General features: G+C 67.9%; 11 protein-coding genes. 4 read left to right on the top strand and 7 right to left on the bottom strand.

Annotated features, from left to right (window positions below; genetic code table 11):
- The 5 genes from ACTHNC_RS12820 to dapA form a co-directional block, all read right to left on the bottom strand.
- Nucleotides 1-486: sterol desaturase family protein (locus tag ACTHNC_RS12820; RefSeq protein WP_440294994.1), on the bottom strand; the 486-nt coding region annotated here is incomplete at its 3' end.
- 68 nt (nucleotides 487-554) lie between these two features.
- Nucleotides 555-1,289, bottom strand: a complete 735-nt coding sequence (locus ACTHNC_RS12815) for a FadR/GntR family transcriptional regulator (RefSeq protein WP_440294993.1) — start codon at nucleotides 1,287-1,289, stop codon at nucleotides 555-557.
- Nucleotides 1,290-1,417: 128 nt separating this feature from the next.
- Nucleotides 1,418-4,072, bottom strand: coding sequence for a DNA translocase FtsK 4TM domain-containing protein (locus ACTHNC_RS12810; protein ID WP_440294992.1), 2,655 nt, complete (start codon nucleotides 4,070-4,072; stop codon nucleotides 1,418-1,420).
- Nucleotides 4,073-4,228: 156 nt separating this feature from the next.
- A complete protein-coding gene (locus tag ACTHNC_RS12805; protein ID WP_440294991.1) occupies nucleotides 4,229-5,905 on the bottom strand; it encodes a ribonuclease J in 1,677 nt (558 codons plus the stop codon).
- 92 nt (nucleotides 5,906-5,997) lie between these two features.
- Complete coding sequence (dapA, locus tag ACTHNC_RS12800) at nucleotides 5,998-6,975, bottom strand: 4-hydroxy-tetrahydrodipicolinate synthase (RefSeq protein WP_440294990.1); 978 nt, start codon at nucleotides 6,973-6,975, stop codon at nucleotides 5,998-6,000.
- 97 nt (nucleotides 6,976-7,072) lie between these two features.
- Between dapA and ACTHNC_RS12795 the strand changes: the two genes are divergently transcribed.
- The 3 genes from ACTHNC_RS12795 (at nucleotide 7,073) to ACTHNC_RS12785 (ending at nucleotide 8,506) form a co-directional block, all read left to right on the top strand.
- The gene (locus ACTHNC_RS12795; RefSeq protein ID WP_440294989.1) at nucleotides 7,073-7,516 is read left to right on the top strand and encodes a TlpA family protein disulfide reductase; all 444 of its coding nucleotides are present in this window, start codon (nucleotides 7,073-7,075) and stop codon (nucleotides 7,514-7,516) included.
- Entirely contained in the window at nucleotides 7,500-7,988 is a 489-nt protein-coding gene (locus ACTHNC_RS12790; protein WP_440294988.1) for a DUF4395 domain-containing protein, read from the top strand. Before ACTHNC_RS12795 ends, ACTHNC_RS12790 begins: the two co-directional genes overlap by 17 nt.
- A gap of 89 nt (nucleotides 7,989-8,077) precedes the next feature.
- Entirely contained in the window at nucleotides 8,078-8,506 is a 429-nt protein-coding gene (locus ACTHNC_RS12785; protein ID WP_440294987.1) for an OsmC family peroxiredoxin, read from the top strand.
- Between the two features lie 55 nt (nucleotides 8,507-8,561).
- Here ACTHNC_RS12785 and ACTHNC_RS12780 read toward each other — a convergent pair whose 3' ends face one another.
- Both ACTHNC_RS12780 and dapB read right to left on the bottom strand, forming a co-directional pair.
- Nucleotides 8,562-9,017 carry a hypothetical protein gene (locus ACTHNC_RS12780; RefSeq protein ID WP_440294986.1) on the bottom strand — a complete coding sequence of 152 codons (456 nt, stop codon included), beginning with the start codon at nucleotides 9,015-9,017 and terminating at the stop codon, nucleotides 8,562-8,564.
- A 10-nt stretch (nucleotides 9,018-9,027) separates the two neighbouring features.
- Complete coding sequence (dapB, locus tag ACTHNC_RS12775; protein WP_440294985.1) at nucleotides 9,028-9,771, bottom strand: 4-hydroxy-tetrahydrodipicolinate reductase; 744 nt, start codon at nucleotides 9,769-9,771, stop codon at nucleotides 9,028-9,030.
- Nucleotides 9,772-9,795: 24 nt separating this feature from the next.
- On the opposite strand from dapB, the gene ACTHNC_RS12770 reads away from it, so the two are divergent.
- Nucleotides 9,796-10,293, top strand: a complete 498-nt coding sequence (locus ACTHNC_RS12770) for a GNAT family N-acetyltransferase (RefSeq protein ID WP_440294984.1) — start codon at nucleotides 9,796-9,798, stop codon at nucleotides 10,291-10,293.
- The last annotated feature ends 5 nt before the right edge of the window (nucleotides 10,294-10,298 follow it).

Here is a 10,298-nt window from a genome sequence, read left to right as displayed (position 1 = left end):
GGTGACGGTGAACCAGTAGTGTTCGTTCTTGAAGTGATGCCGTCGGTGATTGCGCCAAATCGACTGGTACACACTGGTTTTTGCCTTGTAGTCGGTGTGGATGAGGTAATGCGTCCACTCGTAGGCCAGCCCGAGGGCAGTCAAGGAAACCAGGTACGTCAGCCCGAGACCGAGTCGGGGGAAGGCCACCAACGCCACGGCCACGGCAGTCGGGATCGCCCAGAACAACGTCTGCCACGGCATGAAGACGAGTTCGATTTTCCGCGGGTCGCCGTGGTGCTCGCGATGTTTGCGGGCCAGCAAAGGATCCACGACGAACCGGCCGATACTGCGCGGCCGCCAATGCAGGATCGCGACATGGATGATCCACTCGAAAACCGGAAAAGTGGCGACCATGAGTGCCGCCAGCACCACGTCAGTGAGCTGCCAGTCGCCGACGACGATCCTGGCCGTCAACGCCGCAGTGAACGTCAGTGCGATTCCCACGGGGGACGGATGGCACCAAAACTCCCGGCCGGCCACGGGCAGGGTGAAGTTTCTGCGTAGGTGCGTTGTCATCGCCGTCCATCCAAGCTCGACAAAGCGGTGAGAAGGCTGTGGTTGGCCGGCTCGAGCAGCTCGGTTGCAGCACGTTTGGCAGCCGGCGAATCGCCGGCGGTGATCGCCTGTGACACCCGCCGGTACAGCTCTGGGCGACTGAGCTCGGCGGTCATCACGGTGGCAAGGGCCGGGAGTGCGGGTTCGTAGGTAGCCCGCAAGGTGTTGAACATCAGCCGGAAGACAATGGAGTCCGCGGCGTCGACGACGTGGTCCCAGAATGTCAGCGCGGCGCGCTGACGTTCCACCGGATCCGCTTCGGCGGCCAACGCATCCACGGCGCCCTCTATCAGACCGGTCGCGTGCGGGCCTCTGCGTTCCGCAGCCAGTTCGGCGACTTTGGGCCCGTTGTGCAGCCGGGTCTCCAAAATGCTGCGCACGACCGCCAGATCCAGTCCGTCAGCCCGATCGCCACCGCGGAGCAACAGGCGGGGCAGCAAGTCCAGGCCCGCGTGACGGCGGTAGTCCCGGACGGTGGTGGCGTCCCCGTGCCGAACCTCGACCAATCCCGCGGCCGCGAGACGTTTGAGCGCCTCACGAACCGTCGGTCTGGACACACCGAGCACTTCGGCGAGCCTGCGCTCATTGGGCAACGTCTCCCCGGGCGCCATTTCCCCGCTGAGCACGTCAGACATGATCTGCTCGAAGACGTCTTCAGGTATCGATCGTCGAGTCACCGGCCGCAGCGCCATAGGACCAACCTGGCCGAAAATTGGTCAGACGTCAAGTGGTCAGACCACTGTCGGGTCACCTCATCGGGTGAGCAGAGCTCGGCCGTAGGCCCGCCGGTGGCGATTTCGCCTTGAGTTCATACTCGGCGCTAGTCGTCGGGGTCTCCGCCGTCGGCGTCGCTGCCGCCCCGGATCAACGCCAGCGTGCCGGCCAGTTCGTCGGGCTTGATCAGCACCTCACGCGCTTTGGAGCCCTCCGACGGCCCGACGATGCCTCGGGTCTCCATCAAATCCATCAGCCGCCCGGCCTTGGCGAACCCGACGCGCAGCTTGCGCTGCAGCATCGAGGTGGAGCCGAACTGGCTCGAGACGACGAGCTCGGCGGCGGCCAGCAGCAGGTCGAGGTCGTCGCCGATGTCGGAGTCGATCTGCTTCTTCTCCGGTCCGGCAGCGACATCCTGGCGGTATTCGGGACGCGCCTGGCTCGTCACATGGTCGACCACGCGCTGGATCTCGCTCTCGGCCACGTAGGCGCCCTGCACGCGAATGGGCTTGGATGCGCCCATCGGCAGGAAGAGCCCGTCGCCCTGCCCGATCAGCTTGTCGGCGCCAGGCTGGTCGAGGATGACTCGCGAGTCGGTGACGCTCGCCACGGCGAACGCGAGTCGCGAAGGCACGTTCGCCTTGATGAGTCCGGTGACGACATCCACCGACGGCCGCTGCGTGGCGAGCACGAGGTGGATACCCGACGCGCGCGCCAGCTGCGTGATGCGCACGATCGAGTCCTCGACGTCGCGAGGAGCCACCATCATGAGGTCGGCGAGTTCGTCGACGACGACGAGCAGATACGGATACGGCTTCAGCTTGCGCTCGCTGCCCTCCGGCAGCACGATCTCGTCGTTGCGCACGGCCTTGTTGAAGTCGTCGATGTGACGGAAGCCGAAGCTGGCGAGGTCGTCGTAGCGCATGTCCATCTCTTTGACGACCCACTGCAGCGCCTCCGCCGCCTTCTTCGGGCTCGTGATGATGGGCGTGATGAGGTGCGGAACACCCGCATAGACCGAGAGCTCGACCCGTTTCGGGTCGACGAGCACCATGCGCACATCGCTCGGCTTCGCCCGCATCAGCAGGCTCGTGATCAGCGTGTTCACGAAGATCGACTTGCCGGAGCCGGTGGAGCCGGCAACCAGGAGGTGCGGCATCTTCGCCAGGTTCGCGACCACGAATCCGCCGCCGACGTCCTTGCCGACGCCGATGGTCATCGGGTGATGACTATTCGTCGCGGCTGCCGAGCGCAGCACGTCGCCGAGCGACACGATCTCGCGGTCCGAGTTCGGGATCTCGACGCCGATCGCGCTCTTGCCGGGGATCGGCGAGAGGATGCGCACCTCGTTCGACGCCACCGCATACGCGAGGTTCTTGCTGAGCGCCGTGACGCGCTCGACCTTGACGCCGGGCCCGAGCTCGATCTCGTACTGCGTGACGGTCGGGCCACGCGAGAAGCCGGTGACGCGGGCATCCACCTGGAACTGGTCGAGCACCGAGGTGATCGCCGCGACGACCTCGTCATTCGCTGCAGAACGCGCCTTCGCCGGCGTTCCTGCGGACAGCGTGGATGCCGCCGGCAACACGTACGGCGCGTCCGGCACCGCCTCCAGCGGCCTGGCCGCCTCTGCGGCCGCCTCGTCGAAGTCCTCGTCTGACAGGGCGCCGAAGCCCGGGAGGACCGCGGTCGCGGTGTCCGGACGCAGCCCGGTGGGATGCTTGCCGGCGAGCGCCACATCGCCGGTGAACCTGCTCACCGCGTTCTCGGCATCCTGCAGGTCGGCCAGCACCTCCGTCTTGTAGTCCTGAGGCTCTTGCTCGAGCGCCGTGTCGAAGCCGGCGCCGGAGGACGCGACGCCGAGCACCTCGGTGAACGACGTGTCGCCCGGCTCGAAGTCCGGATCCACCTCGCGGCCGCTCTTGTTGCGACGCCACCACGGCACGCTCTCGTCGGTCTCGGCTTCCTCGTCTTCCGCAGCGTCTTTGCCGCGGCGGGACCTGCGCGCCGGGCGCTCCTCCTGCTCATCGGCGGATTCGGCTGCCTCTTCGGTCTGCGCGCCGAACAGGTACGAGTACAGCTCGCCGAGGCGCTTGCCGACGCGGTTCGGCGGCGTCTTCGTGATGATCAGGATGCTCAGCACCAGAATCACGATGACGATCGCCGCCGCACCGATCGGCGTCGCCACCGCCGCGAGCGGTGCCCCTGCCATCCAGCCGATGACGCCACCGGCCTTCGCCAGCTCGTCGATTCCGTCGCTCGGCTGCGGTCGGGACGAGAAGATCTCGCAGAGGGCCGACACGGTCACCAGGAGCAGCGCGAGACCGATGCCGATGCGCGTGTTGTCGTGCACGGAAGCCGGGTGGCGGAACAACCACACGGCCAGCAGCAGCATCACGACAGGCAGACCGAACGCCACGCGGCCGAAGAGCCCGCCGAAGGTCCAGGCATCCAGCTGCTGCGCCACCTGGTTGTCGATCAGGAACCACTCGACGATCGCACCGGCCACGGCGAGCAGCACGATGAAGAACGGGAGGCCGTCTCGGCGCTCCTCCTTGGCGAGCATCTCCGGCCCGAACGCGCGCGCCGCTCCACCCACCATGTGTGCGAGACCCAGCCACGCCTTCGTCAGGATCCCGCGCTGCGGCTCAGCAGCGGGGAGCACCTTGGTCTTCTGGGTCGCCGTCTGACGCGACGGCGTGCGCGTGGCCGACGTGCCGCGCGCGCGGGCGCGCGACGTCGACTTCGTGCTCGTGGCCATGGGACAACGGTAGCGGCGGCGGCCGTCATCGCCGGTGAGCGCCTGCGGGTGTCTCCAGACTGGCTCGTCCGCAGCCACTTTCCGCGATTGCAGCCAACCGTTGTGGCTGCCCTTGCGCGAAGTGGCTGCGAACGCGCTTGCGCCGGCGGCCCGTGGCTACGCCTCGATGACCAACGGGACGATCATCGGTCGGCGGCGGTAGCTCGTGTTCACCCAGCGTCCGACGGTGCGACGCACCACCTGGCTCAGCGCGTGGGCGTCGCGCACGCCGTTGTGCGCGGCATCCGCGAGCGCAGCGGCGATCTTCGGCTTGACGTCGTCGAACACCGCATCGTCTTCGGCGAAGCCCTTCGCGTGCACCTCCGGCCCGGTGATGACGCGTCCCGTGCCCGCCTCGACGACCACGATGATCGAGATGAAGCCCTCCTCGCCGAGGATCCTGCGGTCCTTGAGGTCGGCATCCGTGATCTCGCCGACCGAGGAGCCGTCCACGTACACGAACCCGAGGTCGAGCTGCCCGACGATGCGGGCGACGCCGTCGCGCAGGTCGATCACGCTGCCGTCTTCGGCCAGGAGCGTGTTCTCCTCCGGCACGCCCGTGTCCTGCGCGAGCTGGGCGTTGGCGACCAGGTGGCGGTACTCGCCGTGCACGGGCATGACATTGCGCGGCTTCAGGATGTTGTAGCAGTACAGCAACTCTCCGGCCGCGGCGTGGCCGGAGACGTGGACCTTCGCGTTGCCCTTGTGCACGACCGTCGCGCCGAGCTTCGTCAGCCCGTCGATGACGCGGTACACGGCGTTCTCGTTGCCGGGGATGAGGCTGGAGGCGAGGATGACCGTGTCGCCTCGCCCGATCTCGATCTGGTGGTCGAGGTTGGCCATGCGCGCGAGAACGGCCATCGGCTCGCCCTGGGATCCGGTCGACATGTACACGACCTTGTCGTCCGGCAGGTCGGCGGCCTTCTTGTAGTCGATGAGCACACCCTCCGGGACGTGCAGATAGCCAAGGTCCGCAGCGATGGTCATGTTGCGCACCATCGAACGGCCGAGGAGCGCGACGCGCCTGCCGTTGGCCGCCGCCGCGTGCAGCACCTGCTGCACCCGGTGCACGTGGCTGGAGAAGCTGGCGACGATCACCCGCCGCGGTGCGCGGGCGATGACGTTGTCGAGCACAGGCCCGATCGAGCGCTCCAGAGCGGTGAATCCCGGCACGTCCGCGTTCGTGGAGTCCACCAGGAAGAGGTCGACGCCCTCCTCCCCGAGCCGCGCGAAGGCGCGCAGGTCGGTGAGTCGATCGTCGAGCGGCAGCTGGTCCATCTTGAAGTCGCCCGTGTGGAGCACGAGGCCGGCGCGGGTGCGGATGGCGACGGCGAGAGCATCCGGAATCGAGTGGTTCACCGCCACGAACTCCAGCTCGAACGGGCCGAGCCGCTCCCGCCCGCCCTCCTTCACCGTGAGCGTGTACGGCTGGATGCGGTGCTCCTTGAGCTTCGCCTCCACGAGCGCCAGGGTGAGGCTGGACCCGAGCAGCGGGATGTCCGGCTTGAGTCGCAGCAGGTAGGGCACCGCTCCGATGTGGTCCTCGTGACCATGCGTGAGCACGACGCCGACGACGTCGTCGAGACGATCGCGCACCGGCCCGAAGTCGGGAAGGATCAGGTCGACGCCCGGCTGGTCCTGCTCGGGGAAGAGCACGCCGCAGTCGACGATGAGGATCTTGCCGTCGATCTCGAAGACCGTCATGTTGCGGCCGACCTCGCCGAGGCCACCCGTGGGGATGATGCGCACTGTTCCCGGCTCAAGCGCTGGCGGGTCGTATACCGACGCGGGCATATGCCGTGCCTTTCGTTGTTCCTGTGCCGACCCGAAGTCATCCCGGGTGGCGTTCTCTCGGCCGGTCGACGCCGCCGACCGGTGCGGTGCCGTCAGCGCGTCGTGCCCGCCACCTTAGGGAGCGCTCCTCCGGCGGCCGCGTTGCGATCGGGCCTGAAGTTGGTCAGATCGAGACCCTCGACCTCGTGCACGAGGTCGAGATCCGCCTCGATCTGCGCCGCCTCGAAGTCCTCGGGCCCCACGAGCGGGAGCCGTACCCGGGGGCTCTGGATGCGGCCGAGCCCGTGAAGCACGTACTTGGCTGCGACCGTGCCAGGCACGTGCGTCATGACCGCACGCACGAGAGGCTCCAGTTGCTTGTGGTGCTCGGTCGCGGTCTTCAGGTCACCCCGGTTGACCGCGTCGATGATCTGCCGGTACGGACGTGCCGCGATGTTCGCCGTCACACCGACGAGTCCGGTGGCACCGATCGCCAAGTGCGGCAGCACGTTCTCGTCAGCGCCGGAGAAGTACATCAGGTCGGTGTTGTTGAGCACGCGCGAGACCTCGGCGAAGTCACCCTTGGCATCCTTGATGGCCACGATGTTCGGATGCTTGGCCGCGCGCAGGATCGTGTCGTACTTGATGGGCACGCCGGTGCGCCCGGGGATGTCGTAGAGGATGACCGGCAGGTCGGTGGCATCGGCGATCAGACGGAAATGGGTGAGGATGCCCGCCTGCGTCGGCTTGTTGTAGTAGGGCGTGACGATCATGACGCCGTCGGCGCCGGCCTTCTCGCTGGCCTTGTAGAGCTGGATGGCGTGCGCGGTCTCGTTCGACCCGCCGCCCTGGATGATCTTGGCGCGACCCGCCGCGACGTCGAGTCCGACCTCGATGAGGCGGAGCTTCTCACGGTCGGTCAACGTCGAGGTCTCGCCGGTGGTGCCGGAGATGACGATGCCGTCAGCACCGTCGGCGATGACGTCGTCGAGATGCTTCTCCACGCCGGGCCAATCCACCTCACCGTCGGCGGTGAACGGAGTCACCAGCGCGACGAGTACCTGGCCGAACGGATTCTGTGACGTGGACACGAGGTTCAGGCTATCGTGGCTTGGCCTTCGCGAGCACGTCACGGTACGTCACACACCGTCGCCGCCGCGCGCCCGACACGTAGCGTGGCGATCAGCCATGAATGCCCCAGCCGCTCTCGCCGTCATCGCCGGCCTCGTCCTGATCGCGACGCTCGCCGGCGTTCTCTGGCGTGTACGGAACGGTCGAGTGCGAGACGCCAGCGGAGAGCGTGTCACCGCCCAGTCCCTCGGACCCGACGTCGCCTTCGGCACGACAGCGACCATCCTGCAGTTCTCCACCGAGTACTGCGGCCCCTGCCGCATCGCGGAACGCCTTCTGAACCGGGTCGTCTCAGGGCGGGACGGCGTTCATTATGTCGACGTGGACCTCGGGCAGCGACCGCACCTCGCCTCGGAGTTCGGTGTTGTGCAGACGCCGACGATACTGCTGCTGGATGCCGCCGGCGGCATCCGTTCCCGCATCGGCGGGGTTCCTCGCGCCGACGAGGTGGCGGCGCGACTCGACGAGCTCGAGAAGGAGAGTCATGTCGTCACCGGCTGACGGTCACAGCGTGAAGAAGCCCGGCATCGATCCGCGCGGACCACGGTTCGGAGCGGGCATCACGGCCGCGCTCCTGCTCGTCGATCTGTTCCTCGGGCTCGTCGGTGCCACGGCCGCGGCGACCGTGCTCCTCGCAGCGCTCGCGCTGCTCTTCCTGTGGGGCGCCGCAGCGGGCATCGCTCGGCATCCATGGGGCCTGATCTTCCGGGCTCTGGTCAGGCCGCGGCTGAGGCCGCCGGCCGAGCTCGAGGACGCCGCTCCGCCGACGTTCGCGCAGGGCGTCGGCTTCGTGATCACCGCGCTCGGCGTGGTGCTGCAGCTCGTCGGCGTTCCGTACGCCGCGGTGGTCGCCGCGGCGCTCGCGTTCATCGCGGCATTCCTCAACGCCGTGTTCGGTTACTGCCTCGGGTGCCAGATCTACCTGCTGCTCGTGCGCTTCGGCCTCGTTCGCCGCAGCCAGCCCCAGATCTGAGCGGAGCAGACAGCCGCCCCCTTCCCGGTCACGCTCCTCGGCACCTACGCTGGGGAAGACGACAAGCATCCGAATGCAAGGGAGCGACCATGGCCATCACTAGCGAAGCAACCACCGTCTGGCGGGGAGAGCTGACGAGCGGGTCGGGCGAGGTCAACCTCGACTCCTCGAACGCGGCTCATTTCGCCGTCAACTGGCGGGCCAGGTCCGAGGGCGAGTCCGGCACCACCAACCCGGAAGAGCTCATCGGTGCCGCACACTCGGCGTGCTTCGCCATGGCGTTCTCGAACATCCTTGCCAGCAACGGCACGCCGCCGGAGAGCATCCAGGTGACGGCCGCTGTCACGTTCGACCCGTCCGTTCCCGGAATCACGGGAAGCCACCTGCTGGTGAATGCGACAGTTCCTGGGCTGGAGGACGCCGACTTCCAGCGGCTCGCGGCCGAGGCGAAGAGCGGCTGCCCCGTGTCGAAGGCGTTGGCAGGCATACCGATCACGATCGAGGCCGAACTGGCCTGAATCTTCTTGCGCGCCGGCCGTCCGGCGCCCCGCGGTCGAGAGCCGTCGTCGGGTTCTACGCGGCGGCTGCGGGATCGGCCCTGTGCAGCCTGATCGCCTCGTGCATGGCCCGGCGCGCCCTGCGGCGGTCGCCCGACGCGTCGTAGGCGAGGCCGAGCCGGAACCAGGCGCGCCAGCTGCTCGGCTCCGCCTCCACCTCCGCCTTGTATCGGGGAAACTCCTCGTCGGCCGCATCGCGCAACGGACGCCCGCTGGCGCGGTGCGGAAGGTCGTCCACCGGCAGGCCGCCCTCGGCATCGAGGATGCGCACGAGTCGCTGCGTCTGCACCCCGAACCACAGTTCGCGCAGCAGCGCCCACGCGGCGATCACCGCAAGCACGAAAAGCGCGATCGCGATGGCGATTCCGATGCCCGATCCGCTAGCGAGCAGGATGATGCCATAGCGCACCACGATCACGACGTAGAGCAGCAGCAGAGCGGCCATCACGACCGCCGCGACGCGTCCTCTCACTCGTTCGACCTCACAGCCCGAGCAGTCGATCGAGGCCGACGGTGAGTCCGTGTGCCTCCGGTGCTGAGCGCAAGGCGTGCAGGATGCCGGCCGCGTAGGCGCGAGCATCCGTCGTGTCGTGGGTGATCGTGAGCGTCTCACCGGCGCCACCGAGCACGACGCTCTGCTTGGCAACGACACCGGCCATGCGCAGGCTGTGCACCGGAACACCGGCCACCTGCTGGCCCCGCGCTCGCTGGTCGGTGTGCGGGGCGGACACCGGGCCCTGCTCGTCGCGCGCCTGTGCGATGAGCTCGGCCGTGCGAACCGCCGTTCCCGACGGGGAATCGATCTTGGACGCCGAGTGCGACTCGACGATCTCGATCGAGTCGAAGTACCTGGCGGCCGACGCGGCGAAGGCCGTGCCGAGGGCCGATCCGAGCGAGAAGTTGGGCACGACGATGACGCCGCGCTCCGGCAGGTCGCGGAGCCGGGCGCCGAGCGGTGCGAGCCGCGACGCAGACCACCCGGACGTACCGACGACCACGTTGCGACCGGCATCCAGCGCGTAGTCCACGATTCCCGGGCTCACCGCGGGGAGCGTGACATCCAGCACCACCTCGGACGGCGCATCCTCCGGACCGAGCATCTCCGCCAGGTCGCTCTTGGAGCCCAGAGCGGCGACGAGCTCGAGATCCTCCGCCTTCTCGATGAGGTCGACGGCGACGCTGCCGAGCTTTCCGGTTGCCCCGACGACGGCCACACGAATGGTCATGGCCTTCAGCTTAAGCTGTCCACGATGCTCACCTTCACCAGCCTGCGAACCGACGATCCGATCGCCTCCGATCTGCTCGCCAGGTACTTCGCCGAACGTGCCGAGACCTTCCCGCAGGCGCAGGGCAGCTACAGCGTGAAGCTCCCAGACCCTGAACACTTCGTTCCACCCGCCGGGGATTTCGTCGTTGCCATGATCGACGGCGAGCCCGCCGGCTGCGGCGGTGTACGCAGGATCGCGGATGCTCGCGACGGCTCCGGCGCGACCCTCCCCTGCTTCGAGGTCAAGCACCTCTGGCTCACCCCGAGCGCGCGCGGAAAGGGCGCGGGTCGAGCGCTGCTGGCCGAGCTGGAGCGTCGTGCACTCGAATTCGGCGCCCGTCGGCTCGTGCTCGACACGAACGAGAGCCTCGAGGCCGCGGGAAACCTCTATCGCACCTCCGGGTACGTGTCGATCGAGCCGTACAACGACAACCCGAACGCGACCCACTGGTACGCGAAGGCCGTCGACGCGCCCGCGTGAATCCG

The sequence above is a fragment of the Humibacter sp. genome, assembly GCF_051954055.1.
Taxonomy (GTDB): domain Bacteria; phylum Actinomycetota; class Actinomycetes; order Actinomycetales; family Microbacteriaceae; genus Humibacter.
The sequence above is the reverse complement of the archived record's forward strand: the minus strand, read 5'-3'. Positions and strand labels throughout refer to the sequence as shown.

Bases quoted from the DNA above. Each gene is read 5' to 3' on its own strand.
- ACTHNC_RS12810 (WP_440294992.1), bottom strand. From the start codon at position 4,072: ATGGCCACGAGCACGAAGTCGACGTCGCGCGCCCGCGCGCGCGGCACG.
- ACTHNC_RS12805 (WP_440294991.1), bottom strand. From the start codon at position 5,905: ATGCCCGCGTCGGTATACGACCCGCCAGCGCTTGAGCCGGGAACAGTG.
- ACTHNC_RS12790 (WP_440294988.1), top strand. From the start codon at position 7,500: ATGTCGTCACCGGCTGACGGTCACAGCGTGAAGAAGCCCGGCATCGAT.
- ACTHNC_RS12815 (WP_440294993.1), bottom strand. From the start codon at position 1,289: ATGGCGCTGCGGCCGGTGACTCGACGATCGATACCTGAAGACGTCTTC.
- ACTHNC_RS12770 (WP_440294984.1), top strand. From the start codon at position 9,796: ATGCTCACCTTCACCAGCCTGCGAACCGACGATCCGATCGCCTCCGAT.
- ACTHNC_RS12785 (WP_440294987.1), top strand. From the start codon at position 8,078: ATGGCCATCACTAGCGAAGCAACCACCGTCTGGCGGGGAGAGCTGACG.
- dapB (WP_440294985.1), bottom strand. From the start codon at position 9,771: ATGACCATTCGTGTGGCCGTCGTCGGGGCAACCGGAAAGCTCGGCAGC.
- ACTHNC_RS12795 (WP_440294989.1), top strand. From the start codon at position 7,073: ATGAATGCCCCAGCCGCTCTCGCCGTCATCGCCGGCCTCGTCCTGATC.